Origin of the sequence: Limimaricola cinnabarinus (genome assembly GCF_002723615.1) — a bacterium.
GTDB lineage: Bacteria > Pseudomonadota > Alphaproteobacteria > Rhodobacterales > Rhodobacteraceae > Limimaricola > Limimaricola cinnabarinus_B.
Genome location: NZ_KZ304967.1, coordinates 1 through 24,425, shown reverse-complemented (window position 1 = coordinate 24,425; position 24,425 = coordinate 1). Strand labels below are relative to the sequence as shown.

The following is a 24,425-nucleotide window of genomic DNA, read 5'->3' as shown; positions in this document are numbered from 1 at the left end:
CGGGATATGTGCCCGATGCGGCGCTAGCGGTCCAGCAGGGCGAGGGTCCGGTCGTCGGGGCCGTCATAGAAGGCGTCGAGGATCTCGCCGAAGACCGGATCGGCGCCGGGCTGGGCGGCGAAGAGCGTGGCGGAACTGCGCAGCTTCAGCGCATCGATGCCGCCGAGGATGTCCTCGGGCGCGCGGCCCTTGTGGGCGAGCATGGCGCGGCTGATCTCCACGAGGCGCGGCCCCAGCACCGGGTGGGCGAGATAGGCGCGCGCCTCCTCGGCATCGGCGATGCCGTAATGCTGCGCCATCGGCGAATGGCCGAGGCCCCGGATCTGCGGCCAGACATACCACATCCAGTGGCTGCGCTTCTGCCCGGCCTCGATCTCCGACAGGGCGGTGGCATAGCTGCCCTTCTGCGCCTCGACGAAGCGATCGAGGCTCATGACAGCAGCCTCAAGAGCGCGCGTTCGGCCTGCCGCAGCCCGGCGGTTTCGGGCAGGTCTTCGAGCAATGCGGCGCGGTCCTCCGCCTCCGCCTCGTGCAGCGCGATCACCTTGGGGTGGATGTAGCTGTTGCGCGCGATGGTCGGCGTGTTGTGCAGCCGCTCGGCGGCGGCCTCGCTCATGCCCTTGATGGTCAGCGTCTCCTCGCGGATCGCGCAGGCCAGCGCCGCCTCGGAGCCCGCCCATGTGCGGAAGGTCTTGGCGGTGACGTGCTCGGAGCCGGTGATCTCCGCCAGCCGGGCGTTGACCTGCCCCGAGGAGACCGAGCGCGGCGTGCCGTCCTCGTCGATCCAGCCGATCAACTCCCTGCCCGGCAGGTCGTGCAGTTCCCCCAGCACCTTCATCAGCGACTTGTCCTTCAGCTTGCGGTCCACCCGCTTGTTGCCCTTGGCAGTGTAGCGCAGCCGCATCTCGCCGCCATCGAGGCGGATATGCCGCCCCGTCAGGGTGGTCGCGCCATAGGTGCGGTTCTCGGCGGCGTATTCGGGGTTGCCCACCCGGATCGACACCCGGTCGATCAGCGCCAGCACGGCGGCGATGGCGAAGTCCAATTCGCCCGCCTCTCCCGACAGGTCGCGGCGGATGCGGCGGCGGATGGCGGGCAGGGCTTCGCCGAAGGCGGCGAGGTGGTCGAACTTGTGCGCCTCGCGCCAGGCGCGCCAGTCGGGATGGTAGCGATACTGCTTGCGCGCGCGGTCGTCATGGCCGGTGGCCTGCAGATGGCCATGCGGCTTGGGGCAGATCCAGACATTGTCATAGGCGGGCGGCACGGCGAGCGCCTCGATGCGGCGGCGCTCGGCCCCGCGTGCGATGGTGGTGCCGTCGGGCGCGGTATAGGCGAAGCCGCGCCCGCAGCGGCGGCGGCGGATGCCGGGCTCGGAATCGGGGTAGTAGACGAGCTTGGCGGGGGGCGGCATGGCGGGTCTCCTCGACCGCGCAACGCGCCTTGCGGGAGGGGCGTTCCGCGCGCGGCGATCACGCTCTCGCGCGCCCATGGTTCATCTTTCCGCAAATACGCATGCCCCCGGTTTCGGCCTGCGCGGCGCCGGGGCCTCTCGCGTCACGCATCCGGCGGGGTTGCGGCGGCCCGCCGGTTGGTATGAAATCCGAAGATGGAACATGTCGTCAAACCCTGGGCCGAGGTTGCCCCCCGTCTCGTCGCCGTGGCCGCTGGCCGCGAAGCCGCCGATCTCGTGATCCGCGGCGGGCGTCTGGTGAACGTGCAGAGCCGCGAAATCCTCGACGGCTGGGAGGTGGCGGTGGCCGAGGGCCGCTTTGCCTATGTCGGCCCCGATGCCGGGCATTGCATCGGCGAGGGGACGCAGGTGGTCGAAGCGGATGGCCGCTACCTGATCCCCGGCCTGATCGACGCGCATATGCATATCGAAAGCGGCATGCTGACGCCCGCGGAATTCGCCGCCGCCGTGATCCCGCACGGCACCACGACCATGTTCACCGACCCGCACGAGATCGCCAACGTGCTTGGGCTCGAAGGCGTCAGGATGATGCATGACGAGGCGCTGATGCAGCCCGTCAACATCTTCACCCAGATGCCCAGCTGCGCGCCCTCGGCGCCGGGGCTGGAGACGACGGGCCACGAGATTTCTCCCGAGGACGTGGCCGAGGCGATGTCATGGCCCGGCATCGTGGGCCTGGGCGAGATGATGAACTACCCCGGCGTGGTGGCGGGCGATCCGAAGATGCTGTCGGAGATCGCCGCGACCATGCGCGCGGGCAAGACCGTGGGCGGGCATTACGCCAGCCCCGATCGCGGCGCGCCGTTCCATGCCTATGTCGCTGGCGGCCCGGCCGACGACCACGAGGGCACGCGCGAGAGCGACGCGATCGACCGGGTGCGGCAGGGCATGCGCTCCATGCTGCGGCTGGGCTCGGCGTGGTACGACGTGGAGAGCCAGATCACCGCCGTCACCGAAAAGGGGCTCGACCCGCGCAACTTCGTGCTGTGCACCGATGACTGCCACTCCGGCACGCTGGTCGATGACGGCCACATGGACCGGGTGGTGCGCCACGCGATCGACTGCGGCTGCGACCCGCTGGTGGCGTTGCAGATGGCGACGATCAACACCGCCACGCATTTCGGCATGGAGCGCGAGCTGGGAAGCATCGCGCCGGGCCGGCGGGCCGACGTGATCCTGACCTCGGACCTGAAGAGCCTGCCGATCGAGCAGGTCTTCGCGCGCGGTGTGCTGGTGGCCGAAAACGGTGATCTGCGTGTCACATGTCCGCATTACGACTGGCCCCTGAAGGCGCGCGACACGGTGCGTCTCGGCAAGGAGCTGGTGGCGGATGATTTCCAGGTCGAAGCCCCCGAGGGGGCGAGCACGGTGCGCGCCCGCGTGATCGGCGTGGTCGAGAACCAGGCGCCGACGCGGGCGCTGATCCGCGAGCTTCCCATACAGGGCGGCGCGGTCATGCCCGAGGGGCCCGTGGCGCGGATCGCTCTGGTCGAGCGGCATCGCGGCACGGGCGGCGTGACCAACGGCTTCGTCGAGGGCTTCGGCTATGAGGGGCGCATGGCGATCGCCTCCACCGTCGCGCATGACAGCCACCACATGATCGTGGTCGGCACGGATGCCGAGATGATGGCGCGCGCCGCCAACCGGCTGGGCCGGGTCGGCGGCGGGGTCACGGTCTGGCGCGACGGCGAGGAGCGCGCGCTGGTGCGGCTGCCGATCGCGGGGCTGATGTCGGACGCGCCGGCGCGCGAGGTGGCGGCCGCGGCGCAGGCCATGGGCGACGCGATGCGCGAGGCTGGCTGCCGTCTCAACAACGCCTACATGCAACATTCGCTGCTCGCGCTCGTGGTGATCCCCGAGCTGCGCATATCGGATCTGGGGCTGGTGGATGTCACCCGCTTCGAGATCACGGGACCATTCGAAGGACAGGACTGAACCAGATGGAGAAGACGCTGAAGATCCAGACGCCCCACACCCCCGCCGCCGAGGCCTTCACCGACCCAGAGGCGGCGCTGGCGCGGCTGCGCGAGATCTACGACACCGCCACGCGCTTCTTGTGCGAGAAGTTCACCGAGACGCTGGGCGGCGGCGTGCCCGAGACGCGCTACCGCGCCTTCTATCCCGAGATCCGCTTTTCCACCGCGACCTTCGCTCTGGCCGACAGCCGGCTGAGCTTTGGCCATGTGGCGGGACCGGGCACCTATGCGACGACGGTGACGCGGCCGCGCCTGTTCGGCAATTATCTCAAGCAGCAGATGCGGCTTCTGATCGAGAACCACGGCGTGCCGGTGGTGATCGGCGCGTCGGAGACGCCGATGCCGGTGCATTTCGCCGTGGCCAACGACGCGAGCGTGACGGTGCCGCAGGACGGGGCGATGGAGTTCCACCTGCGCGACGTGTTCGACGTGCCGGATCTTTCGACCACGCATGACGACATCGTCAATGGCAACGGCTTCACCTACCCGGACGGGGCGATGCCGCTCGCGCCCTTCACGGCGCAGCGGATCGATTATTCGCTGGCCCGGCTCGCGCATTACACCGCGACCGATCCGACCCATTTCCAGAACCACGTGCTGTTCACCAACTACCAGTTCTACGTGGAGGAATTCGAGGCCTATGCCCGCCACGTGCTGGCCGATCCCGAAAGCGGCTACACCGCCTTCGTCGGGCCGAACAACCAGGTGATCACCGACCCCGAAGGCGCGATGCACATCCCCGCCAAGATGCCGCAGATGCCGACCTATCACCTCAAGCGGGAGAACGGGCAGGGGATCACGCTGGTCAATATCGGCGTCGGCCCGTCGAACGCCAAGACCGCGACCGACCACATCGCGGTGCTGCGCCCGCATGCCTGGCTGATGGTCGGGCACTGCGCCGGTCTGCGCAATTCGCAGCGGCTCGGGGATTTCGTCCTCGCGCATGGCTATCTGCGCGAGGATCACGTGCTCGACGACGACCTGCCGGTCTGGGTGCCGATCCCGGCGCTGGCCGAGATCCAGATCGCGCTCGAGGATGCGGTGGCGCAGGTCACCGCGCTCGAAGGCTTCGAGCTCAAGCGGATCATGCGCACCGGCACCGTGGCGACCATCGACAACCGCAACTGGGAGCTGCGCGACCAGTCGGGCCCGGTGCAGCGGCTCAGCCAGTCGCGCGCGGTGGCGCTCGACATGGAAAGCGCGACCATCGCCGCCAACGGCTTTCGCTTCCGGGTGCCCTACGGCACGCTTCTATGCGTCTCCGACAAGCCGCTGCATGGCGAGCTGAAGCTGCCGGGCATGGCGTCGGATTTCTACAAGACGCAGGTGGCGCGTCACCTGATGATCGGGATCCGGGCGATGGAGCGGCTGCGCGAGATGCCGCTGGAGCGTATCCACAGCCGCAAGCTGCGTAGCTTCGAAGAGACGGCCTTCCTGTGAAACCCGCCGATACCGTAAGGAAACAGCGGTTTTTGCTTGCAATGACGCTTGTTTCATTGTGGGTCTAGGCAACACGCCGCGCCAAGCGGTGCAAGGACAAGCCCAAAGCGGGCTGTGGCAAGGAGACCTGGAATGGCCAAACCGATGACCAAGGCGCAGCTCGTCAGCGCCATCGCCGACGAGACCGGCGGCGACAAGAAGACCGCCGGCGCCCATCTCGACGCGCTGGTCGCCATCATCACCCGCGAAGTGTCGCAGGGCGGCGCCGTGACCCTGCCGAATGTCGGCAAGATCTACTGTCGCGAGCGCCCCGAGCGCATGGTCCGCAACCCGGCCACCGGCGAGCAGATCAAGAAGGACGCCGACAAGGTGGTCAAGATGACCATCGCCAAGGCGCTCAAGGACAGCGTCAACGAGGAGTGACGCCGTCTCGGGCCGCGGTCTTGCGGTTCGGAGGATTTGAGGAAAGGGTCGCCCCCGGGGGCGGCCCTTTTCGGTTTCGGCTCCCGCCCAGCGCAGCGGAGGTCTTGCATGGATATCAGGTCACTCGGGCTCGGGCTCGCCTTTGCGCTGATGTGGTCCTCGGCCTTCACCTCGGCGCGGGTCGTCGTGGCCTATGCCCCGCCGCTGACCGCGCTGACGCTGCGCTTTCTCGCCTCGGGCATCATCGCCATCGGCATCGCTCTGGCGCTGCGCCAGACCGCGCGGCTCAGCCGTGGCCAGTGGCGCGGGGTGGTGATCTTCGGACTGTGCCAGAACGCGCTCTATCTGGGGCTCAACTTCGTGGCGATGCAGTGGATCGGCGCCTCGGTCGCCTCGATCATCGCCTCGACCATGCCGCTTCTGGTGGCGCTGATCGGCTGGGCCTTCCTGCGCGACCGGCTGCCGCCCCTCGCCGCGCTGGGCCTTGTCGCGGGCTTTGCGGGCGTGGCGATCATCATGGGCGGGCGCATGGCGGGCGGGCTCGATCTTCTGGCGGTGGCGCTTTGCGCGGTGGCGGCGCTGGCGCTGGCCACGGCGACGCTGGCGGTGCGCGGCGCGGCCTCGGGCGGCAACCTGATGATGGTGGTGGGGCTGCAGATGCTCGTGGGCGCGGCGGCGCTGCTGCCGCCGGCGCTGGCGCTCGAGACATGGTCGGTCGACTGGTCCTGGCCGCTCGTCGTGGCCTTTACCTATACCGTTCTGGTGCCGGGCGTGCTGGCGACGCTGGTGTGGTTCGTGCTGGTCGAGCGGATCGGCGCGGTCAAGGCGGCGACCTTCCATTTCCTGAACCCGGTCTTCGGCGTCGTGATCGCCGCCGTGCTTCTGGGCGAGGCGCTGGGGGCCACGGACGCGCTGGGCGTGGCGGTGGTGGCGGCGGGCATTCTCGCGGTGCAGCTGGCGCGCCGCCGCTCGGCGGAAACCGGCGCAGCCCGCGCAGCGGCGGAACAGCCGGGCGGGGCTGTCGGTTTTACCTCCGAGACAGCACAGGAGGACATCATGTTCGACTACAGCGACAGCCATTCCACGATCTCGTCCGACCGGGTCAACGGCACCGAGGTCTACGGCGCGGGCGGCGAGAAGATCGGCCATATCGACCATCTCGTGATCGACAAGAAATCGGGCAAGATCACCTATGCGGTGATGGGCTTCGGCGGTTTCCTCGGCATGGGCGAGGAGCATCACCCGATCCCCTGGGCCAAGCTCGAATATGACACCGGGCTCAACGGCTACCGCACCGACATCACCGAAGAACAGCTCAAGGGCGCGCCCGAGCGGCCCGAGCGCTGGTACGAGGACCGGCGCTGGGAAGAGGCCGCCTATACCCATTACGGCGCGCCGTATTACTGGATCTGATGCGCCTGCTGCGCCGGACGAAGGCCGCCGGGAAGACCCCGGCGGCCTTTTTCGTGCCCCACGGGGCCTTCAGCCGATGGTGCCGCGATGCCCGCCGGTCTGGCCGCGATCGAGCAGGTAATGGTCGAGCAGCACGCAGGCCATCATCGCCTCGGCCACCGGAACCGCGCGGATGCCGACGCAAGGATCGTGGCGGCCTTTGGTGACGACCTCGGTGGCGCTGCCGTCGAGCTTGATCGAGCGGCGGGGCGACAGGATCGAGGAGGTGGGCTTCACCGCGAAGCGCAGCACCAAATCCTGCCCCGAACTGATCCCGCCCAAGACGCCGCCCGCATGGTTCGAGCCGTATTCGGGGCCGTTCGGCCCCATGAAGATCTCGTCGGCATTGTCGCGCCCGGTAAGCGCGGCGGCGGCCATGCCTTCGCCGATCTCGACGCCCTTCACCGCGTTGATCGACATCATCGCCGCCGCCAGATCGGTGTCGAGCTTGCCATAGACCGGCGCGCCCAAGCCCGCGGGCACGCCCGAGGCGGTGACCTCGATCATCGCGCCGACGGAGTTGTGATCCTTCCTGAGCGCATCGAGATAATCGGACCATTCGGCCGCTGCCGCGGCGTCGGGGCACCAGAAATCGTTACGCTCGATCTCGGTCATGTCGAGCCGCGCGCGGTCGATCCGCTTCTCGCCCATCTGCACCATGTAGCCGGTGATCTTCAGCTCGGGCAGAAGCGCCGCGAGCGCCGCGCGCGCCACGCCCCCCGCCGCGACCCTTGCGGCAGTCTCGCGCGCGCTGGAACGCCCGCCGCCGCGATAATCGCGCAGCCCGTATTTCAGGTGATAGGCGATGTCGGCATGGCCGGGGCGGAAGGTCTCGGCGATGTCGCCGTAATCCTTGGAGCGCTGGTCGGTGTTGCGGATCATCAGCTGGATCGGCGTGCCGGTGGAGCGGCCCTCGAACACCCCCGACAGGATCTCCACCGTGTCGGGCTCGCGTCTTTGCGTGGTGTGCTTGTTCTGTCCGGGCCGCCGCTTGTCGAGCCAGACCTGCAGCGCTTTTTCGGTGATCTCCACCCCCGGCGGGCAGCCATCGACCGTGGCGCCGAGCGCGGGCCCGTGGCTTTCGCCCCATGTGGTGACGCGGAACAGGTGGCCGAAGCTGTTGAGGGACATGGGCGCTCTCCTTGTGGCGGGGCCGGTGTAGCGCGGGGCGGGTGCGGGGGAAAGGGCGGGGGGCTTGCGCATGGCGCGCGATGGCGTAGTGTCCGCCCCACCTCGGGGGGCCACTGGCTGAGATGCGCATCGCGCGGACCCGTTGAACCTGAACCGGATCACACCGGCGGAGGGAAGGTTTCGGGACATGCGTCCTCCTTGCTCTTCGCCCGCTTGGAGGACGACCATGACATATCGCCTGCATGCGGGTCTCGCCCTCGCGCTTCTGGCCACGCCGGCCATCGCGCAGGACAAGACCCTCACTATCTACGCCCCCGACTACTTCGCCTCCGAATGGGGCCCCGGCCCCGCGATCAGGGAAGCCTTCGAGGCGCAGTGCGACTGCAGCATCGATTACCAGACCGGCGACCTGCTGCCGCGGCTCAAGCTCGAAGGCGCGCGCGCGCAGGCCGATGTCGCCATCGGCTTTGATTCGACCGAGATGAAGCAGGCGCGCGAAACCGGGCTTTTTGCACCCCACGGCGTCGACACCGCCGCGCTGACCCTGCCGATCGACTGGCAGGACGAGGTCTTTTTGCCCTTCGACTGGTCCTATCTTGCCTTCGTCTATGACAACGAGGCGCTGGAGGAGGTGCCGTCGAGCTTCGAGGCGCTGGTCGAGGCCCCCGACGATCTGCGCATCGCCATCCAGGACCCGCGCAGCTCGGTCTCGGGCCTGTCGCTGGCGCTCTGGGCCGATGAGGTCTTTGGCGAGGAGGCCGAGGAGAAATGGGCCGCGCTCGCCCCCAAGATTACCACCGTCACGCCCGGCTGGTCGGAATCCTACGGCCTCTTCACCGAGGGCGAGGTCGACATGGTGCTGAGCTACACCACATCGCCCGCCTACCACGCGATCGCCGAAGAGGACGACACGGTGTCGGCGGCGATCTTCGATGAGGGGCATTACATGACGATCGAGCTGGCCGCGCAGCTCAAAGGGGCGGAAGAGCCCGAGCTTGCCGCGCAGTTCATGCAGTTCGTGGTCAGCCCCGAATTCCAGTCGCTGATCCCGACCTCGAACTGGTCCTACCCCTCGGCGCTGCCCAAGGCCGAATGGCCCGAAGGCTTCCAGTCGATCGCCCTGCCCAAGAATGCGATCTGGCTGGCCGAGGACGAGGCCGATGCGCGGCGCGAGGATGCGGTCGAGGCGTGGCGGCAGGGGCTGTCGCGATAACGCGCGGGATGCGGTGGCCCGGCGGCATCGCCGCCGGGCTGGTGCTGGCGCTGACGCTGGGCACGCTGGGCGCGGTCGCCTGGCGCGCGGGCTTCGCGCTGCGCCTCGGCCCCGCCGATTGGGCCGCGATCCGATTCACGATCTGGCAGGCCGCGCTCTCGGCGCTGGTGTCGGTCGTTCTGGCCATACCGGTTGCCCGCGCGCTGGCGCGGCAAAGGTTTCCGGGCCGCGCGGCGCTGGTGACGCTGCTGGGCGCGCCCTTCATCCTGCCGGTGATCGTCGCGGTGATCGGGCTCATCGGCGTGTTCGGGCGCGGCGGCATACTCAACGACGCGCTGGGCCTCGCGGGGCTCGGGCCGGTGTCGGTCTATGGCTGGCACGGGGTGGTGCTGGCGCATGTGTTCTTCAACCTGCCACTGGCGGTGCGGCTGATTTTGCAGGGCTGGCTGTCGATCCCGGCGGAGCGGTTCCGTCTTGCCGCCTCTCTCGGCGCGCCGGTCGGACGGCTTCTGGAGGGACCGATGCTGCGCGCCGTGGCACCGGGTGCCTTCGCGGTGATCTTTCTCATCTGCCTCACGAGCTTTGCCGTGGCGCTGACGCTGGGCGGCGGACCCAGGGCGACGACGGTGGAACTGGCGATCTACCAGGCCGTGCGGTTCGATTTCGATCTCGGGCGCGCGGCGATGCTGGCGGTGGTGCAGTTCGCACTTTGCGCGGCGGCGGCGCTGGGGCTGCGCGCGGCGGGCGCGCCCGAGGCGCTCGGCGCGGGGCTCGACCGGGTGGTCGAGCATCATGCGCCGGGCGGGCGCATGCTCGATGCGCTTTCGGTGACGCTGGCCGCGCTGTTTCTCATGGCGCCTCTGGCGATGATTCTGGCGCGCGGTCTGCCGGGGCTGGCGGATCTGCCGGGCGGGCTCTGGCCCGCGGCGGCGCGGTCGGTCGCCGTGGCGCTGGGGGCGACGGCGCTGACGCTGGCGATGGCGCTGGCCCTCGCGCTCAGGGGCGGGGCGCTGGCGCGGCTGTCGATGCTGCTGCCGCTCGCCGCTTCGGGGCTGGTGATGGGCACGGGGCTTTTCGTGCTGCTGCACCCGCTGGTTTCGCCGCGCGAGGTCGCGCTTCTCGTGACCATGCTGGTCAATGCGGTGATGGCGTTGCCCTTTGCGGCGCGGGTGATCGCGCCCGCCGTGGCGCAGGCTGAGGCCGGGCATGGACGGTTGGCCGACAGCCTCGGGCTGCACGGGCTGGCGCGGCTGCGCTGGCTGATCCTGCCGCGCATCCGCCGCCCCTTGGGCTTTGCCGCCGGGCTGACGGCGGCGCTGTCGATGGGCGATCTGGGCGTGATCGCGCTGTTCGCGGGGGACGGGCAGGCGACGTTGCCGCTTCTGATGGTGCGGCTGATGTCGGCCTACCGGATGGAGCAGGCGGCAGGCGTGGCGCTGGTGTTGCTGGCGATCAGCCTTGCGCTGTTCTGGATCTTCGACAGGGGAGGGCGGGTCGATGCTGCGGCTTGAGAAGCTGGAGATCCGGCAGGGCGATTTCGCGCTTGCGGCGGACTGGGTCCTGCCCGACGGCGCGGTCTGCGCGGTGATGGGGCCATCTGGCGGCGGCAAGTCGACGCTGCTCGCCGCGATCGCGGGGTTTCTCGCGCCCGATGCCGGGCGGGTGTCGTGGGACGGGCGCGAGCTGACCGCTCTGAGGCCCGCGCAAAGGCCGATCTCGATCCTGTTTCAGGACAACAACCTGTTTCCGCATCTGAGCATCGAGCGCAATCTCGCGCTCGGGATCGACCCGAAGGGGCGGCTCGATGCGGACAGGCGGACGCGAATCGCGCAGGTGCTGGAGCGGGTCGGGCTGCGGGGCATGGAAGCGCGCAGGCCCGCCGCGCTGTCGGGCGGGCAGCAAAGCCGCGCGGCGCTGGCCCGCGTGCTGCTGATGGACCGCCCGCTGGTGCTTCTCGACGAGCCCTTCGCCGCCTTGGGGCCGGGGCTTCGGATGGAGATGCTCGATCTGGCGCGCGCGGTGCTGGCGGGGGAGGGGCGCACGCTCCTGATGGTGAGCCACGACCCCGAGGATGCCGCGCGCATCGCCAGCGACATCGTGCTGGTCGATGCGGGCCGCGCCGAGCCGCCCGCGCCCGCCGCGCCGCTGCTGGCCGATCCGCCCCCCGCGCTCAGGGCCTACCTCGGGCGTTGAGGCATCACTGCGGGCGGCGGGATGGCCGCGACGGGGCGCCATGCGTATTTCAGGAAAGATGAATGGGGCGGTGCGCCAGCCATGGTGCCGCGACGCCCTCGTTCATCTTTCTCCAAATACGCAAATCCCCCGGCCCCGGCGAAGGTGCCACCCACGAAAAAGGGGCGCCCCTTTCGGAGCGCCCCTCTCGGGATCAAGCCCTGACGATCACTCGTCGCGCGGGCCGTATTTGGCGCGGTGCCAGATCCGCTTGTTGGTGAGGTAGAGCAGCACGGCGAGCAGGCCGAGGAACAGCACGCCGGTGAAGCCGGCCTGCTTGCGGGCCATCATCTTGGGCTCGGCGGTCCACATCATGAAGGCGGTGACGTCCTTGGCCTCTTCCTCGATGGTGGCCGGGTGGCCGTCCTCATAGACCACGTCGTCGCCCAGAAGCGGCGGCGGCATGGCGATCCAGGAGCCGGGCGCCATGTGGTGGCCGTCCTCGTCGATGCACTGCTCGGGATAGCCGCCGGCGCCGAAGGCGACGTTGTAGTAGCCCGGGAAGTCCTCGGGCGCGCAGGCCGGCGCCTCTTCGTAGCCGGTCAGCAGCGAGGCGATGTATTCCGGCCCGCCCATGCCCTTGAAGAGCTGGTTGAGGCCCGAGCCATAGGGGCCATGAAAGCCCGCGCGCGACTTGGCCATCAGCGACAGGTCGGGCGCTTCGGGCAGCGCGCTTTGCGGGAACTTGTCCGCCGGGGTGGCCGGGCGGTAATCGTCGAGATCTTCGTCGAAGGTCTCGAACTGCGCGGCATAGGCGCGGACCTGATCCTCGGGCAGGCCGGGGCCGCCCTCGTCATGCAGGTTGCGGTAGGAGACGTATTGCAGCCCGTGGCAGGCGGCGCAGACCTCGGTGTAGACCTGCAGGCCGCGCTGCAGCTGCATCTGGTCGAAGGCCCCGAAGGGACCCTCGTAGGGGAAGTCGTAATCCGTGATGAGGGTCTCGGATTCGGCGGCCATGGCGGTGCCGGCGAGGCCCATCGCCGCGACGGCGGCAAGCGTGACGGTTCTCAGCATGTGTCTTGCCTTTCTCACTCGGCCGGCTTGACGACGGTATGGGTGCCGCCGGTCTTGGGGTCGTAATGGGCGTTGAAGTCGTCCTCGATCGTCGCCGGCATCGGCAGCGGCTTCTCGATCACGCCCAGCAGCGGCAGGATCACCAGGAAGTAGCCGAACCAGTAGGCCGCGCCGATCAGCGAGATGTAGGGATAGATCCCTTCGGCGGGCATCGCGCCGCCCCACATCAGCACGAAGAAATCGACGACCAGCAGCGCGAACCACCACTTGAACATCGGGCGATACCGGCCCGAGCGCACCGAGGAGGTGTCGAGCCACGGCGCGAGCGCGATCACCGCGATGGCGCCGAACATGGCGATCACGCCGAAGAACTTCGCGTCGATGATGCCGAAGCTGATCCAGTTGGCGAACATCACGACCCAGACATCGGCGGTGAAGGCGCGCAGGATCGCGTAGAAGGGCAGGAAGTACCATTCGGGCACGATGTGCGCGGGCGTCGCCAGCGGGTTCGCCTCGATGTAGTTGTCGGGGTGGCCGAGATAGTTGGGCATGAAGCCGACGATGGCGAAGAAGATCATCAGCACGATCGCCAGCGCGAAGAGGTCCTTCATCACGAAGTAGGGCCAGAAGGGCAGGGTGTCGCGCTTGGCCTCTTCCTTCGAGCCGCGGCGCACCTCGACCCCGGTGGGGTTGTTGTTGCCGGTCGAGTGGAAGGCCCAGATGTGGACGATGGTCAGGCCCGCCAGGATGAAGGGCATCAGGTAATGCAGCGAGAAGAAGCGGTTGAGCGCGGGCTGGCCCACGGCCGAGGCGCCCAGCAGCCAGGTCTGGATCGCTTCGCCGACGAAGGGGATGGCGCCGAACAGGCCGGTGATCACGGCGGTGCCGTGGAACGACATCTGGCCCCAGGGCAGCACGTAGCCCATGAAGGCGGTGCCCATCATCAGCAGGTACATCAGGATGCCGATGATCCAGGTCACCTCGCGCGGCGACTTGTAGTTGCCGTAGTAGAGGCTGCGGAAGATGTGCGCATAGACCGCGACGAAGAACAGCGAGGCGCCGTTGGCGTGCAGGTAGCGCAGCATGAAGCCGCCATTCACGTCGCGCATGATCTTCTCGACGCTGGCGAAGGCCAGGTCGACATGCGGCGTGTAATGCATCACCAGCACGATGCCGGTGACGATCTGCAGCGCCAGGGTGAAGGTCAGGACGATGCCCCAGATCCACATCCAGTTGAGGTTCTTGGGCGTCGGGATCATCAGCGTGTCATAGAGCAGGCCGAGGACCGGCAGGCGGTTGTTGAGCCAGCGCTCGCCGCCTGTCTTGGGTTCGTAATGATCGTGCGGAATACCGGACATCAGAGGTCTCCTCAGCCGAGCTTGATGGTCGTCTCGTCGACGAATTCGGCGACGGGGATGGGCAGGTTGCGCGGCGCGGGGCCTTTGCGGATGCGGCCCGCCGTGTCGTAATGCGAGCCGTGGCAGGGGCAGAACCAGCCGCCGAAATCACCCTGCTCGCCCAGGGGCACGCAGCCCAGATGGGTGCAGATGCCCATCTGCACGAGCCATGTGCCGGTCTCGTCGAGCGCGCGGTTCTCGTCGGTGGCGAGCGCGGCGCCGGCGAGGTTCTCGTTCTGCGCCACCGGGTCGGGCAGCGTCTCGACGTCGACCTCGCGCGCGGCGGCGATCTCGGCCTCGGTGCGCGAGCGGATGAAGACCGGCTTGCCCTGCCACAGCACGGTGAGCTGGGTGCCCGGCTGGACGCCGGAGACGTCGACCCGGATCGAGGCCAGCGCCAGGACGTCGGCCGAGGGGTTCATCTGGTTGACCAGCGGCCAGACGGCGGCGCCGGCCACGACGGCCCCCGCCCCTGCGGTGGCATAGTAGAGAAAATCGCGGCGGGTGCCCTGATGATCGTCTGCGTGTGACACGGGGGGTGATCTCCGGTATGGCTGGGGCGGCGTCGCCCGGACGGCAAAAGACCGCGGGCCGTGACCCGCTTGGCGTTTTGGCGCTGTTTAGCCATCAATCCCGCGCCCGTCCAGCGGACAATAGCGCGCAGCCGGAGGCACGTAGGATGCGAAACCCGTGCCGACAAGGGGGCGAGGCGGCGCGCCGCGTTGCGCGAATGCGACAACGCCGAATTGAATTTCCGTGAGCTTGGAGTTCGACTCTTCAACGCCCAGATATCGGGTGATAATGGGCCCAGCCTGCCTGCGCCCTCCGCCACTATCTGCTCGAAAGCCCGTACCCGATGTTCCGCCTTGTCGCACCGCTGCTCCTGATCTTCGTTCCCGCCTTCGGCCAGGCCGAGGTCGAGCTGAGTTTCTATGGCGGCGTGCAGGAGGCACCGCATTCGAATGTCACGGTCGACCGGCCCGGCACGGCAAGCGATCGCGACTTCACCGCCGGCTGGGAGGGCAACTCCTTTGACGCGCCGCCGCATTACGGCCTGCGCGCGACCTGGTGGCGCGGCGACGATCTCGGCTTCGGCCTCGATTTCAACCACACCAAGGTCTATGCCGACGACGGGACCCTCGCCGATGAGGGGCTCGACACGCTGGAGTTCACCGACGGGCTGAACATCCTGACGCTGAACGCCTATCGCCGCTTCCCCGATGCCGCCTACGGGCTGACGCCCTATGTCGGCGGCGGCCTGGGCGTCGCGGTGCCGCGGGTCGAGTATGATGACGGGCTGGGGCGCACCGATGAATACCAGCTGACCGGACCGGCGGTGGCGCTGATGGCCGGGGCGAGCTACGAGGTGACCGACAGCGTTTCGGTCTTCGGCGAATACAAGGGCACCTATTCGCAGAACGAGGCCGATCTGGTCGGCGGCGGCACGCTTGAGTCGGACATCGTCACCAACGCGCTCAACCTCGGCGTCAGCTTCAACTTCTGAACCCTCAGCCGGCGGGCGGCGCGGTGGCGATCATGCTGTCGCGCGCGGCAAATCGGTCGGCCCATGCGGAGAGCTGCGGCCGCCCCGCGCGCCAGTCGCGCGTGCCGTGGCGCAGGTCGAGATAGCCGAGCGCGCAGGCCACGGCGATCTGGCCCATGTCGAGCTGCCCGCCCAGATGGCTGATCCAGCGATCCTCGATCGCGTCGAGCCCGCGCTCGACCTTACGCCATTGCCCCTCGATCCATCTGGGCGAACGCTCGCCCTCGGCGCGCAGGCGCAGCTCCAGCACCATCGCCAAGGCCGCATCCATGATCCCGTCGGCGGTGGCCTCGAGCGTCAGCACCTCCCAGATCCGGGTCTCGGGATAGAGCCGCCCGCCCGCGCGCGCATCGAGATAGCGGGTGATGACGCGGCTGTCATAGAGCGCGGGGCCATCATCGCGCACCAGCGCCGGGATCTTGCCCAGGGGGTTGGCATGGATCACGTCGACCGGGTCGCCGAACGGATCGGTCGCGGCGGCGATCTCGGTGACCGCATCGGCCTGCCCGGTCTCGTGCAGCACGATGCGGACCTTGCGGGCAAAGGGCGAGGCGGGGGAGGTGAGAAGTTTCATGTGGAACGCTCCGGCTGGCTTCGCGCAGTCAAGCAGCGCCATCCGCCTCGCACAAGGGCGTCTCCCCCGGTTCATCTTTCCTGAAATACGCATGGCGCCCGGCCTGCAAGCCGCGCGCGGGTCGTTATGGGGTGCCATGCGTATTTGAAGAAAGATGAACCGAAAGGCGCGCTCAGGCGATCAGCCGCGCGCCCGACACGCCGGTGATCATGGCCTCGACGATCCGCCCCTCGGGCTGGTCGGCGGCGAAATCCACCTCGGCGAAATGCTCGGTCCGGCCCATGCGGGGGCTTTCCATCAGCACGCGGTGGCCGCGCCCCACCTGCGCCGCGAGATGCGCCTGCGCCGCAGCCTCGCCCGCCGCCCGCAGCCTTGCGGCGCGCGCCTTGATGTCGCGCCCGTTCACCTGCGGCATCCTTGCCGCCGGGGTGCCGGGGCGGGGCGAGTAGGGAAAGACATGCAGCCATGTCAGCCCGCACTCCTCGACCAGCTTCAGCGAATTGTCGAACATCGCCTCGGTTTCGGTCGGAAAGCCCGCGATGATGTCGGCGCCGAAGGTCATGTCGGGCCGCAGGCGGCGCGCCTCCTGCGCGAAGGCGATGGCGTCGTCGCGCAGATGGCGGCGCTTCATCCGCTTGAGGATCAGGTCGTCGCCATGCTGCAGGCTCAGATGCAGATGCGGCATCAGGCGCGGCTCGGTGGCGATGGCCTGCATCAGGTTTTCGTCCACCTCGATCGAATCGATCGAGGAGATGCGCAGGCGGGGCAGGTCGGGGATGAGCTTGAGGATGCGCATCACCAGATCGCCTAGCCGCGGGGCGGCGGGCAGGTCGGCCCCCCACGAGGTCAGGTCGACGCCGGTCAGCACCACCTCTTCGTAGCCGCGATCCACCAGCCGCCTGATCTGCTCGACCACGACGCCCGCGGGCACCGAGCGCGAATTGCCCCGGCCGTAAGGGATGATGCAGAAGGTACAGCGGTGATCGCAGCCGTTCTGCACCTGCACATAGGCGCGGCTGCGGCTGCCGAAGCCGTCGATCAGGTGGCCCGCGGTCTCGGTGACGGACATGATGTCGTCGACCTGCACGGGCTCGGTCGCGCCGATCAAGTCGGGCGCCATGCCCTTCCACGTCTCGGGCTGCATCTTCTCGGTGTTGCCGATCACCATGTCGACCTCGGCCATCTCCGAGAACCGCTCGGGCTCGGTCTGCGCGGCGCATCCCGTCACGATGATCTTCGCGGTCGGGTTCTCGCGCCGCAGGCGGCGGATCTCCTGTCCCGCCTTGCGCACCGCCTCGGCGGTGACGGCGCAGGTGTTCACCACCACCGCGTCCTCGACGCCCGCCCGCGCGGCGAGATCCTTCATCGCCTCGGTCTCGTAGGCGTTGAGCCGGCAGCCCATCGTGGCAAAAATCGGGGCCTTGTTCGATTCGGGGCGATCCATCAGAGCCTCCAGACTCCGTCGAAGACATGCGCGACGGGCCCGGTCATCCAGACCCCGTCCTCGCGCCAGTCGATGTGAAGCGTGCCGCCATCGAGATCGATGGTGACGGCGCGCGAGGTGAGCCCGCGCCGCGCGGCGGCGACGGCCACGGCGCAGGACGAGGAGCCCGAGGCCAGCGTCAGCCCCGCCCCGCGCTCCCAGACCCGCATGCGGATCCGGTCGGGGCCGGTGATCTGCGCCACCTGCACATTGGTGCGTTCGGGGTAGAGCGGGTGATGCTCATGCGCGGGGCCGAAGGCGTCGAGATCGACGGCCTCGGCATCGTCGACGAAGAAGCTGCAATGCGGGTTGCCCATGCCGGTGGCGGTGGGCGCGCCCTCGATCGGCAGCTCCAGCGTGTCCATCTCGCGCGCCAGCGGGATCTCGTCCCAGCGGGTCTGCGGCTGGCCCATGTTGACCGCCACCAGCCCCTCGCCCGCATCGCGCGCGGCAAGGCGGCCGCGCTCGGTGGTGATGTCGAGCGCGGGCTTGCCGGTGCGCGCCATCTCCCAGGCCGCGATGCAGCGCGTGGCGTTGCCGCAGGCGGCCGAGGTCGAGCCGTCGGCATTCCAGAAGACGAGGTGCAGATCGGCCCCCTCACCCGCATGGATCACCGCCAGCTGATCGAAGCCGACGCCGCGATGCCGGTCGGCGATGGCGCGCGCGAGATCGGGCGTCATCGCGGGCAGCTCGCGGCGCGCGTCGATGACGACGAAATCATTGCCGAGGCCGTGCATCTTCATGAACGGCAGGCCGGGGAGGGGGCTGTTGTCCTGCATGGCGGGGCCAATAGCAAAGCCCGCGAAGTTTATCCAGAAAAAGAGTAAATTTGCGGTTGACCCCCCCCGCCGCTAACCGTAGATAGCCGCCCAGTGGGCCGTTAGCTCAGTTGGTAGAGCAACTGACTTTTAATCAGTGGGTCGCAGGTTCGAATCCTGCACGGCTCACCACTGATCACTCCAGGATCATCGATCGCGGACGGGGCGGGAGCGCATGCCTTCCCCAACCGCGACATGACCGCGCCGCCTGCCTCGGCATGGCGGTGCCGCGTCATGGCGCAAGCCCGGGGCGAGGGCGCAGAGACGCGCTCTAGACGTTCGGAAAGCGCAGGCTCACCACCGTCCCGCCGGGGCCGCTCTCGATCACCGGATCACCGCCGAGCTGCGTGGCGAAGGCCCGGACCAGCTTCTGCCCGATGCCGCTGTCGCTGCGCGGCTGCGGATCGAGCCCGTGGCCGTCATCGCGCACCTCGAGCCGCAGCCCGCCCGTCTCGTCATGATCGAGCGTCACCGTCACGGTGCCGGGCGCATCCGGGCCGAAGGCGTATTTCAGGCTGTTGGTGACAAGCTCGTTGACGATGAGACCCAGCGGCACCGCGATCCGGGTCGACAGCCGCATCGGCGTGATCCGCGCCTCGATGCGGATGTCCTCGCGCCCGATCGATGCGGCGAGACCATCGGTGATCTGGTCGAGGTAATCGCGCGTGCAGACGCTGTCGGTCGAGCCGGAGGCGTTCAGCCTGCGATAGAGATTGGCGACGGCCTGCACTCGCGCATGGATGCGCCGCAGCGCCTGGCGACCCTCGCCCTCTTCGCGGGCGCGCGATTCCATCGCGATGATCGAGGAAATGGTGCCGAGGCTGTTCATCACGCGGTGATTGAGCTCGGCCAGCAGGTGCTGCGCCTCGGCCAGCGCCGCCTCGCGCTCGGCCTCGACGCGCGTGGTCTCGGTGATGTCGCGAAACTGGATGGCAAAGCGGCCATAAGGCTCGATCGGGGCGGCGTAGACGTCGAAATGCCGGCCCATCGCCTCGGAGGATTGCTGAAACCGCTGCGATTGCCCCTCGAGGGCGATCCGGCCATAGGTCTCGATCCAGACATGCTCCAGATCCGGCACCATTTCGAGCGCGGTGCGCCCGCGCGCGCCATGCAGGCCGGTCATTTCCTCGAATTGCGGGTTCATCTGGAGGAATCGGTAATCGACCGGACGCCCCTCGGCATCGGTGATGATCTCGCAAATGCAAAAGCCGTCATCCAGAAAGCCAATGAACGTGTCGACTTCCTGCGGCGTCAGGTGCAGCGGCATCTTGGTCAAGCCTGCATCTCCCTCGTCCCGAGGTCGCATTCCCCAATGTGACCTGTGGATAACAGGCTAAGGTAGAATCGCCTCGCTGCGAAGCCCGGATCGGCCCGATGCGCGCCATGTCCGATCCCGTACACCCCGCCCGGAGCGGCCGGTTCAGCTGCGCTGCAGCGTGTCGCCCCGCGCGATCAGCGGCGTCAGCTCGACCCGCTCGCCGCCGCCCTCGGCCGGGTTGGCGCAGCGCGCGGCGATGATCCGTGCCGCCTCGCGGCCGATCTCGCGGCGACAGGCATCCATCGTGGCAAGCTGGCAGGGCAGCCCGTCGAGAAGCTCGACCCCGTTGAACCCGGCGATCCCGATCTGCCCGGGGATGTCGATCCCCCGTTCGAGCAGCCACAGCAGCCCGCCCGCGGCGATCATGTCGTTGGAGTAGTAGAGAAAATCGAGATCGGGCGTGCGCGACAGGATCGCCTCGGTCATCTCGCGCCCCTTCTTGAGCGCCGAGCCGCCCGAATAGAACTCCTGATCCGCGATCTCGACACCGGCGCGGGCGAGGTGGCGGGTGAAGCCCTCGAAGCGTTTGCGCGCCCGGTGGTCGGCCGGCATCTTGGTGCCGAGAAAGCCGATCCGGCGATAGCCCTCGCGCAGGATCGCCTCGGCCATCTCGCGCCCGGCCCGGCGGTGGCTGATGCCGACGCAGGCGTCGATCGGCGCGCCGTCGCTGTCCATGATCTCGACCACCGGGATCTCGGCGCGCATCAGCATAGCCCGGCTCGCCTCGTTGTGCTCGAGCCCGGCGATGATCACCCCCGAAGGGCGCCATGACAGCATCTCGAACAGCACCCGCTCCTCGGTGTCGGGCCGATAATCGGTGACGCCGAACACCGGCTGCAGCCCGGTGCCCGCCAGCGTCTCGGAAATGCCCGAGAGCACCTCGGGGAATACCATGTTGCCCAGGGAGGGGATGATCACCGCCACGAGGTTCACCCGGCTCGAGGCCAGCGAACCGGCGATGCGGTTGGGCACGTAGCCGAGCTTCTTGGCCGCGGCGCGCACCTTGGCGCGGGTGGCCTCGCTCACATCGCCCTTGTTGCGCAGCACCCGGCTCACGGTCATCTCGCTGACCCCGGACGCTTCGGAGACATCGCGCAGGGTCAGGGGGCGGCGGGGGGGTATGGTCATGGGTGGTGTCCGCGAATGTCAGGCATGCCCGAGCTATAGGCCGCGCCGCCCGGCTTGTCCAAGCGGCGTTGAGGGATGGGCCTCGCGGGCCGGGGCTTCGAGGGGCAGGGTGGCAAGGGGTCGGGCGTTGACGGGCCGGGCAAAGCGGGGCATGGAGAAGGGACGCGGCTCCGTGGCTCAACTGGATAGAGCAGCCCCCTCCTAAGCGGAGGGTCCGGGGCCGAAAGAAGATGGAGAGACATACGCTTAGGAAAAAGGCAGCCTTGCGCGAACCGTGTTCCGAACCGTATGAAGGTGAAAATTAGGCCCCGTGGCTCAACTGGATAGAGCAATCCCCTCCTAAGGGATAGGTTGCAGGTTCAAGTCCTGCCGGGGTCACCATCTTCTTCTTGATTTAACTCGATGTTTTGTGCGCGAACCGTGTTCCTCTGGGCTGCGAACCGTCGCCCAGAAAGGCCGAAGCGGGCGATGTTTCCACCGCCCGCTCCAAATTTCTATCGCGTCAACCCGGGCTCACTCAGGAACCAAGATCGGCCAGGCGCGCAGGCCAAACGCTTTCGCGTAGAGGCGCTGCCCGGTCTTCGGACACGTGCGCCACGGGCGGAACACGTACCGATAACCCGGCGGAGGAGGTGTGTGCTTCTTAGCCATTCCCTCGTTCTCCTTCGGGGCGTATCTTGCCATTTGACCCGAAAAGCGCTATATCGGCCCTTGCAACGGAAGCTGATTTGCGTTTTCGGGAGGCTCTGCATCGTCAAGCCCCTGATGCACGATTCAGAATTTCACTTGGAGGCTCGGGCGCCAACCTGAGCCTTCTTGCGTTAAAGCCTCCCATTCTTTCGAAGGTAACGGAGGCGGTGGTGGGCGGCGTCCCAAGAGACGCCGAACCGTTCTACAAGGTCTTGTTCCCGATCTGAGGCGTAGATGAAGCTCTGAGGCATCAGGAACTGGGCGGCAAACTGGTTCGCCTGGGGTTCCGCAAGGCAATACGGCTTAGTGCCGTCGCCTCGTTTCGCCCGGGCGAGTGGCACATTCGTATGTAGGTGCCAGTGCCCGAGCTCATGCGCGGCTGTGAAGCGTGCCCGTCCTTCCCCGGCACAAGCCTTTTCGTACACGTCCTCGCGCAGCATGATGAACTTTCCGGTGGGGCAGGTGTACCCTTCGGCACGTCCCATCTCGTGGTGTGATCCCACGTCGAAACGTACTAGGTTGAGCTGGAGGTCAAGGACCTGTTCGATCAGCTCGATTACGGGGACCTCGGGAAAGGCGTGTAGCCCGAATTGTTGGCGAAAGCTGTCAGCCCTGCTGCCGATGGCAGGCCAGCTCAGGGGCGGCACCTTGTAATCGTCCGTACTACTCATTTGGCGTCCTTCTTGTTGAGGATTTGGAAGATGCTCTTGAGTTCGTCGTCGGACAGGCTGTCCATGCGTCGTGCCATTAGCCCGGCAGTGTCGCGGGCCAGTGGGCTATCCGCCTCAATGGTGAAGGCTTTCCGAGATCGGTCGGCTGCCCGGCGCATCACATCGGCAGCCTCCCCGGCAAGACGGTAGGCTTTGATAACAATTTCTTCAAAGCCCGAGGGCGGGCTTTTTGTACCGCGCTCAACGGCGGAAATGAAAGCAGAGGACCTTTCAAGGCGCTGCGACATGTCAAGCAGACGCTCGTCCTCATCAATTCGCAGTTTCCGCAGCTCCTTTCCAATTTCTGTGGTCATGGTCGTGGCTCCTCACGGGTGGGTCTTTAGCAATATGCGGTCGCAGGCTTAATCTGTCAACCACCAAGGTTAATTTTTTGATCCAGACAGGATTATCCTCTGTGCCGCTGCGGTGTTGCGCAATCTGGGCCCAAAGGCAACTACAAATCGTGATTGACGCAAAGGGGAGGTAGTGCTCCAATACGCTTGCTGTTGGCGAAGCTGGGTTAGCATGTCCGGTTTCGTAAGTGGTTCCGCCCAAAGAGACGTGATCCCGCCGACCTGCCTGATCGCAACCCCGGTTGCGCTGGCTGTCGGCTGTCTGTGCGCCCGCGTGGCCCGATCCGTCTGCCAGCGCTCCGAACCAAGGAGTGAATGGAATGGACGATATTGAATACAACAAGCTCACGGCTGAGGACCGCGCGGCCATCCGCAAGCAGATGTGGGACCTCCAACAGCTTTCCACCGAATGGGAACTTGACTGCCTCGGACTTCAGAGCCTGATGCGCCATTTCGGGGCGTTGATCGCACGAGAGGTGGAGGTAGGTCTCGTTGTGTCGCCGCGTGACCAGCATTTGTACCCGGTCATCTTGGGTGCCGTCGCCAAGTGGGCGGAGGAACTGTCTATGGAGTATTCCGAGCCGGAGGAACGCGCGGCGGCAGAGGTGCTTGAAGTCGTCAAGCACGCCGCCGTCCATGCGCGCAACGTCATTGAGGCGTTCGAGCAAAAGCGCGCATCCTGACACCACCCCGAAAAGGTCACGCCGGACCCATCCGGCGCGTCCCACAGGGCAAGGCGCTTCCGGTCACCTGGAGCGCCACCCTCTGGACGGTCCGTTTCGGGGTTCGGTGGCCGTTACTGGTGGTTACGTCGCATCTCGCGGCTGGCAGAGAGCTGATTTAATGATATAAGGCGAGTTGTTGCGAACTCAGCTGAGATAAACATGACGCCAATTCAGCGCAAGGCCATCAGCCAAGCCAATGATGCAAATGACGCGGCATCACTTGCCTACGAGAGAATGCTTGTTGCCAAAAGCTTCGATGAATACCGATCCAACTGGTCAGCCTTCCTTGATTACAGCGCAAAGGTTTTCGAGAAAATCAAGAATGGAGCTATGGCAGACCAGAGAACTAAATCTTTTTGGGGTTCTGAAAGGAAAATGCGGAAAGAGGATCCGCTACTACAGTGGCTCCATCAGGCAAGGAATGTCGAGCAGCACGGGCTCCAACGAACGATCGAACACGTGCCTGGAAGAGCGTTCGGCCGCCTAGAGCGGGGAGATGTGATCAGATCGAAGACAACAAGCCGTGTGCGCATTGGTGACGTGAAGATCGAAGCAGATGCGCTGGATTTAAGTCAAATACCTGAAAAGCGTCTTACCATAGTGCCGTCGACCGCAAAATTACTTACTGTGACTGACGACCGCTTTGGCGATTCATTTGACCCTCCAACGCAGCACTTAGGTCGCACCATTCACCCCTTGGCACCAACTGCTTGTGTAGCCATGATTAAGTACCATAAGGGGCTAATTTGGCGTGCGTTTCAATCGTTTTCCCAAGCTTCGTGATATTGCATCACATCTGGCAGCAATTCTTCGACGATTTGCTCGATAGGTTGGCCAAAGAGATTTCGGCGGAGTGCGGAAACTCCGACCTTAATCATTTCCTTGGTTGGATGCTCTGAGAAGGTTCTCTCGCGTTGTTCAGTCATTTTAGGTTCATCTTTTCCAACTGATATCAATGAATACTGCACCTTGGGAGGCGGAGCCATCCGAGGTCCGTGGTTGCGCAGAACCAGCCGAAGGCCCGGATCACGTCCCGGGAGTGGCGCTGGATCAGGTGCGGCGGGGCGTCCTCCGGGTTGCGCACAGCGTCCACCCACGTCTCGCGGGTCTGGCTGTCGTGGCGCATGGAGAGCATCCCCACGAGCGCGCCCAAGGTGGCGCGGGGCACCCCGTAGAGCCGGGCGAACCGGCACACATCAGGCGGGGTCGGCCATCGGTCGGGGTTCGCCCCCTCTGCCCAAGTAAGCAGCGCCATGTGGGCGCGCTGGACCCGGCGGGGGAACAGGTCAGGGTATGCGGCGGCTATGGTTTCGGGGTTCATCACGCCCCCCGAG

25 protein-coding genes, 2 tRNA genes, 1 pseudogene and 1 riboswitch are annotated in these 24,425 nt (G+C 66.9%); of the genes and pseudogenes, 13 read left to right on the top strand and 15 right to left on the bottom strand.

Going from position 1 to position 24,425, the window contains the following annotated elements:
* Positions 1 to 23 precede the first annotated feature (23 nt).
* Positions 24 to 434 (bottom strand): DUF1810 domain-containing protein, encoded by a 411-nt coding sequence (locus tag CJ301_RS14165; RefSeq protein WP_099278039.1) that lies wholly within the window; start codon positions 432 to 434, stop codon positions 24 to 26.
* The gene (locus CJ301_RS14160; protein WP_099278038.1) at positions 431 to 1,411 is read right to left on the bottom strand and encodes a DNA topoisomerase IB; all 981 of its coding nucleotides are present in this window, start codon (positions 1,409 to 1,411) and stop codon (positions 431 to 433) included. Before CJ301_RS14160 ends, CJ301_RS14165 begins: the two co-directional genes overlap by 4 nt.
* A gap of 195 nt (positions 1,412 to 1,606) precedes the next feature.
* Between CJ301_RS14160 and ade the strand changes: the two genes are divergently transcribed.
* The 5 genes and pseudogenes from ade to CJ301_RS18985 all read left to right on the top strand — a co-directional run bounded on the left by ade (position 1,607) and on the right by CJ301_RS18985 (position 6,723).
* The gene (gene ade, locus CJ301_RS14155; RefSeq protein WP_099278037.1) at positions 1,607 to 3,406 is read left to right on the top strand and encodes an adenine deaminase; all 1,800 of its coding nucleotides are present in this window, start codon (positions 1,607 to 1,609) and stop codon (positions 3,404 to 3,406) included.
* A gap of 5 nt (positions 3,407 to 3,411) precedes the next feature.
* On the top strand, positions 3,412 to 4,887 hold the full coding sequence (locus CJ301_RS14150) for an AMP nucleosidase (protein ID WP_099278036.1): 1,476 nt from the start codon (positions 3,412 to 3,414) through the stop codon (positions 4,885 to 4,887).
* 132 nt (positions 4,888 to 5,019) lie between these two features.
* Positions 5,020 to 5,310, top strand: a complete 291-nt coding sequence (locus CJ301_RS14145) for an HU family DNA-binding protein (protein WP_017927686.1) — start codon at positions 5,020 to 5,022, stop codon at positions 5,308 to 5,310.
* A 108-nt stretch (positions 5,311 to 5,418) separates the two neighbouring features.
* A pseudogene (locus CJ301_RS14140) lies at positions 5,419 to 6,273 on the top strand (DMT family transporter); the annotation flags it as partial.
* A 93-nt stretch (positions 6,274 to 6,366) separates the two neighbouring features.
* Positions 6,367 to 6,723 (top strand): PRC-barrel domain-containing protein, encoded by a 357-nt coding sequence (locus CJ301_RS18985; RefSeq protein ID WP_173812370.1) that lies wholly within the window; start codon positions 6,367 to 6,369, stop codon positions 6,721 to 6,723.
* A 69-nt stretch (positions 6,724 to 6,792) separates the two neighbouring features.
* Here CJ301_RS18985 and aroC read toward each other — a convergent pair whose 3' ends face one another.
* Positions 6,793 to 7,893 (bottom strand): chorismate synthase, encoded by a 1,101-nt coding sequence (gene aroC / locus CJ301_RS14135; RefSeq protein ID WP_099278034.1) that lies wholly within the window; start codon positions 7,891 to 7,893, stop codon positions 6,793 to 6,795.
* 93 nt (positions 7,894 to 7,986) lie between these two features.
* Positions 7,987 to 8,085, top strand: a riboswitch (TPP riboswitch).
* A gap of 34 nt (positions 8,086 to 8,119) precedes the next feature.
* Here aroC and CJ301_RS14130 point away from each other — a divergent pair.
* The 3 genes from CJ301_RS14130 to CJ301_RS14120 are packed head-to-tail and all read left to right on the top strand — an operon-like array spanning position 8,120 to position 11,299.
* A complete protein-coding gene (locus CJ301_RS14130; protein ID WP_099278033.1) occupies positions 8,120 to 9,106 on the top strand; it encodes a thiamine ABC transporter substrate-binding protein in 987 nt (328 codons plus the stop codon).
* Positions 9,107 to 9,114: 8 nt separating this feature from the next.
* On the top strand, positions 9,115 to 10,617 hold the full coding sequence (locus CJ301_RS14125) for a thiamine/thiamine pyrophosphate ABC transporter permease ThiP (RefSeq protein ID WP_099278032.1): 1,503 nt from the start codon (positions 9,115 to 9,117) through the stop codon (positions 10,615 to 10,617).
* Positions 10,604 to 11,299, top strand: coding sequence for a thiamine ABC transporter ATP-binding protein (locus tag CJ301_RS14120; RefSeq protein ID WP_099278031.1), 696 nt, complete (start codon positions 10,604 to 10,606; stop codon positions 11,297 to 11,299). Before CJ301_RS14125 ends, CJ301_RS14120 begins: the two co-directional genes overlap by 14 nt.
* A gap of 207 nt (positions 11,300 to 11,506) precedes the next feature.
* On the opposite strand, the gene CJ301_RS14115 is transcribed toward CJ301_RS14120, so the two are convergent.
* From CJ301_RS14115 to petA, 3 genes are read right to left on the bottom strand one after another with little or no spacing between them, the layout of a single operon-like run.
* Positions 11,507 to 12,352 carry a cytochrome c1 gene (locus CJ301_RS14115; protein ID WP_099278030.1) on the bottom strand — a complete coding sequence of 282 codons (846 nt, stop codon included), beginning with the start codon at positions 12,350 to 12,352 and terminating at the stop codon, positions 11,507 to 11,509.
* Between the two features lie 14 nt (positions 12,353 to 12,366).
* Positions 12,367 to 13,710 carry a cytochrome b gene (locus CJ301_RS14110; RefSeq protein ID WP_099278029.1) on the bottom strand — a complete coding sequence of 448 codons (1,344 nt, stop codon included), beginning with the start codon at positions 13,708 to 13,710 and terminating at the stop codon, positions 12,367 to 12,369.
* An 11-nt stretch (positions 13,711 to 13,721) separates the two neighbouring features.
* Positions 13,722 to 14,282, bottom strand: a complete 561-nt coding sequence (gene petA / locus CJ301_RS14105) for a ubiquinol-cytochrome c reductase iron-sulfur subunit (protein ID WP_099278028.1) — start codon at positions 14,280 to 14,282, stop codon at positions 13,722 to 13,724.
* Positions 14,283 to 14,605: 323 nt separating this feature from the next.
* On the opposite strand from petA, the gene CJ301_RS14100 reads away from it, so the two are divergent.
* A complete protein-coding gene (locus CJ301_RS14100) occupies positions 14,606 to 15,253 on the top strand; it encodes an outer membrane protein (RefSeq protein ID WP_099278027.1) in 648 nt (215 codons plus the stop codon).
* Positions 15,254 to 15,257: 4 nt separating this feature from the next.
* On the opposite strand, the gene CJ301_RS14095 is transcribed toward CJ301_RS14100, so the two are convergent.
* The 3 genes from CJ301_RS14095 to dapF form a co-directional block, all read right to left on the bottom strand.
* Positions 15,258 to 15,866, bottom strand: a complete 609-nt coding sequence (locus CJ301_RS14095; RefSeq protein WP_099278026.1) for a glutathione S-transferase — start codon at positions 15,864 to 15,866, stop codon at positions 15,258 to 15,260.
* A gap of 172 nt (positions 15,867 to 16,038) precedes the next feature.
* Positions 16,039 to 17,310: a tRNA (N(6)-L-threonylcarbamoyladenosine(37)-C(2))-methylthiotransferase MtaB gene (mtaB, locus tag CJ301_RS14090; RefSeq protein WP_099278025.1), complete on the bottom strand. Its 1,272-nt coding sequence runs from the start codon at positions 17,308 to 17,310 to the stop codon at positions 16,039 to 16,041.
* Positions 17,310 to 18,128: a diaminopimelate epimerase gene (gene dapF, locus CJ301_RS14085; RefSeq protein ID WP_099278024.1), complete on the bottom strand. Its 819-nt coding sequence runs from the start codon at positions 18,126 to 18,128 to the stop codon at positions 17,310 to 17,312. The genes mtaB and dapF overlap by 1 nt, the downstream gene beginning before the upstream one ends.
* Before the next feature lie 95 nt (positions 18,129 to 18,223).
* On the opposite strand from dapF, the gene CJ301_RS14080 reads away from it, so the two are divergent.
* Positions 18,224 to 18,299: transfer RNA gene (locus tag CJ301_RS14080), tRNA-Lys, on the top strand.
* 139 nt (positions 18,300 to 18,438) lie between these two features.
* On the opposite strand, the gene CJ301_RS14075 is transcribed toward CJ301_RS14080, so the two are convergent.
* Both CJ301_RS14075 and CJ301_RS14070 read right to left on the bottom strand, forming a co-directional pair.
* Positions 18,439 to 19,434, bottom strand: coding sequence for a sensor histidine kinase (locus tag CJ301_RS14075; protein ID WP_254050162.1), 996 nt, complete (start codon positions 19,432 to 19,434; stop codon positions 18,439 to 18,441).
* A 153-nt stretch (positions 19,435 to 19,587) separates the two neighbouring features.
* The gene (locus CJ301_RS14070; RefSeq protein ID WP_099278022.1) at positions 19,588 to 20,613 is read right to left on the bottom strand and encodes a LacI family DNA-binding transcriptional regulator; all 1,026 of its coding nucleotides are present in this window, start codon (positions 20,611 to 20,613) and stop codon (positions 19,588 to 19,590) included.
* A 304-nt stretch (positions 20,614 to 20,917) separates the two neighbouring features.
* On the opposite strand from CJ301_RS14070, the gene CJ301_RS14065 reads away from it, so the two are divergent.
* Positions 20,918 to 20,994: transfer RNA gene (locus CJ301_RS14065), tRNA-Arg, on the top strand.
* A 440-nt stretch (positions 20,995 to 21,434) separates the two neighbouring features.
* Here the strand turns inward: CJ301_RS14065 and CJ301_RS14060 are convergent.
* Both CJ301_RS14060 and CJ301_RS14055 read right to left on the bottom strand, forming a co-directional pair.
* A complete protein-coding gene (locus tag CJ301_RS14060) occupies positions 21,435 to 21,974 on the bottom strand; it encodes an ImmA/IrrE family metallo-endopeptidase (protein WP_099278021.1) in 540 nt (179 codons plus the stop codon).
* Positions 21,971 to 22,327, bottom strand: a complete 357-nt coding sequence (locus CJ301_RS14055; RefSeq protein ID WP_099278020.1) for a transcriptional regulator — start codon at positions 22,325 to 22,327, stop codon at positions 21,971 to 21,973. Before CJ301_RS14055 ends, CJ301_RS14060 begins: the two co-directional genes overlap by 4 nt.
* A gap of 359 nt (positions 22,328 to 22,686) precedes the next feature.
* Here CJ301_RS14055 and CJ301_RS14050 point away from each other — a divergent pair, with 359 nt between their 5' ends.
* Both CJ301_RS14050 and CJ301_RS18810 read left to right on the top strand, forming a co-directional pair.
* Positions 22,687 to 23,049 carry a hypothetical protein gene (locus CJ301_RS14050; RefSeq protein ID WP_099278019.1) on the top strand — a complete coding sequence of 121 codons (363 nt, stop codon included), beginning with the start codon at positions 22,687 to 22,689 and terminating at the stop codon, positions 23,047 to 23,049.
* A 201-nt stretch (positions 23,050 to 23,250) separates the two neighbouring features.
* Complete coding sequence (locus CJ301_RS18810; protein WP_162620541.1) at positions 23,251 to 23,874, top strand: type II toxin-antitoxin system VapC family toxin; 624 nt, start codon at positions 23,251 to 23,253, stop codon at positions 23,872 to 23,874.
* Here CJ301_RS18810 and CJ301_RS18805 read toward each other — a convergent pair.
* Both CJ301_RS18805 and CJ301_RS14045 read right to left on the bottom strand, forming a co-directional pair.
* Positions 23,850 to 24,017: a hypothetical protein gene (locus CJ301_RS18805; RefSeq protein WP_162620540.1), complete on the bottom strand. Its 168-nt coding sequence runs from the start codon at positions 24,015 to 24,017 to the stop codon at positions 23,850 to 23,852. The genes CJ301_RS18810 and CJ301_RS18805 overlap by 25 nt on opposite strands.
* 26 nt (positions 24,018 to 24,043) lie before the next feature.
* Positions 24,044 to 24,425: hypothetical protein (locus tag CJ301_RS14045; protein WP_216823301.1), on the bottom strand; the 382-nt coding region annotated here is incomplete at its 5' end.